Here is a 1,393-nt window from a genome sequence, read left to right on the forward strand (position 1 = left end):
ACGGATCGTTCGGTCGCTGTCAGTGATTTCAATCACCGGCTTTGGACTCTCGTCTGATCCTTCCAAATCCAGGAAGACCGTCCTGTCAATTTCTACGAATTCAAGAGCCGCTGAAGCAGGCGATACGGCGGCAGCTTTTCTGCGCCAGTACTGGAAGGTGGATAAAGCCAGGCCGTTTTGGACGCAGAAGCCAGCCTGAGTCAGACCTGACACCTGGTATTGATCAACCAGGTTCATCCACTGTTCCTGATTCAGTTCACGGGATTTGGAAAACAGATAATTATGCATAAAATCCTCCAGTTCTAGTCGAATACAGAATATCGACTGGAACCGGAGGATCTAAGCCCGTGCAAATTTTAAAAGGTTACTACGATTGCTTATTTCTGTTAAGAATCAGCTTTTAAAGCTCAGGAATGCTAATTGGAACTGTATGAGCTCCTTTGCGACTATATGCTGTTTGCCCAGAATAATAAGGTTTATCTTCACCTTCAAACACAATTAAATCAATCAGCTTATTCTTCTTATCAATCTGAACTTCAAAGCCTGGTATTGGAGATAACGTATCGTTGATTCTATTTTCAATCAGGGCTGCATTCTTCTCCAGATTAGTAAGACCAATCGGATCGCGAGTTTGGTCATCAACGCCGAATGTTATTGTTCCGCTTCCACTATTTGCAAATCCCGATACTGTTTAACCATAGGATTAATATTGTTCAGATAGATATCAACCTGAGTTTCATCATCGATAACTGGGATTCCATCTGTATCAGATAACTTGCAATTCCATTCTTTCCGACAATATAAAAATCACCCTTATCAGAAATATTGAAAGCCGTGCTTGAAACTCTGCTTTTAAGCCAACGATATCCTATAAAAGTCAAGCAAAGTAGAAAAAGCGATAGACACATCTGCCTAATCCTTTTTAATCGATTCTTTCTACGTATTGCTTTTACTGGCTTTTGCAATTTACTTTTTGATGACATAGACCACCTCTTTTTTTCTACATTTCAAGGACTAGCCAATTGCTTGGTATGGTTAATTCAGTTCAGGATTATTCTCAAATTCTTTAATTTTTTCTGTCGAATCAGCTTGCTAAAGCAAAGAAATCTCCTATAAAAACAGGAGAAACAACTTTATTTACCAGTTATTCTGCCGCCTTCTGTTCGGAGTCAAGTTATTTATTAACATTTTGGGCAACCAAACAATTAACAGTTTGGGTAATGAATTGGGGGAATAGAGAGGGGTCAGGTATTAACTATAGCAGCCAATACCTGACCCCTCTCTATTCCCCCAATTTGCACTCGCGCGGGCGCCTGGGGGGAGGCCGGACTGTTTAGTCCTCTCGAAATTCAAATTGCTTATCTTTCAGACGATAGGAATCCCCTACAATTTT

Annotated in this window: 1 protein-coding gene and 1 pseudogene; both read right to left on the bottom strand. The window is 40.6% G+C overall.

What is annotated here, in order from left to right; genetic code table 11:
- Nucleotides 1-288, bottom strand: a 288-nt coding sequence (gene tnpA / locus BO222_RS00315) for an IS66 family insertion sequence element accessory protein TnpA (protein ID WP_198931968.1), incomplete at its 3' end; no start/stop codon positions are given.
- A 112-nt stretch (nucleotides 289-400) separates the two neighbouring features.
- Nucleotides 401-679, bottom strand: a pseudogene (locus tag BO222_RS14345) (AlbA family DNA-binding domain-containing protein); the annotation flags it as partial.
- Nucleotides 680-1,393: the final 714 nt, after the last annotated feature.

The organism is Ileibacterium valens (assembly GCF_001945525.1).
GTDB classification, from domain to species: Bacteria; Bacillota_I; Bacilli_A; order Erysipelotrichales; family Erysipelotrichaceae; genus Ileibacterium; species Ileibacterium valens.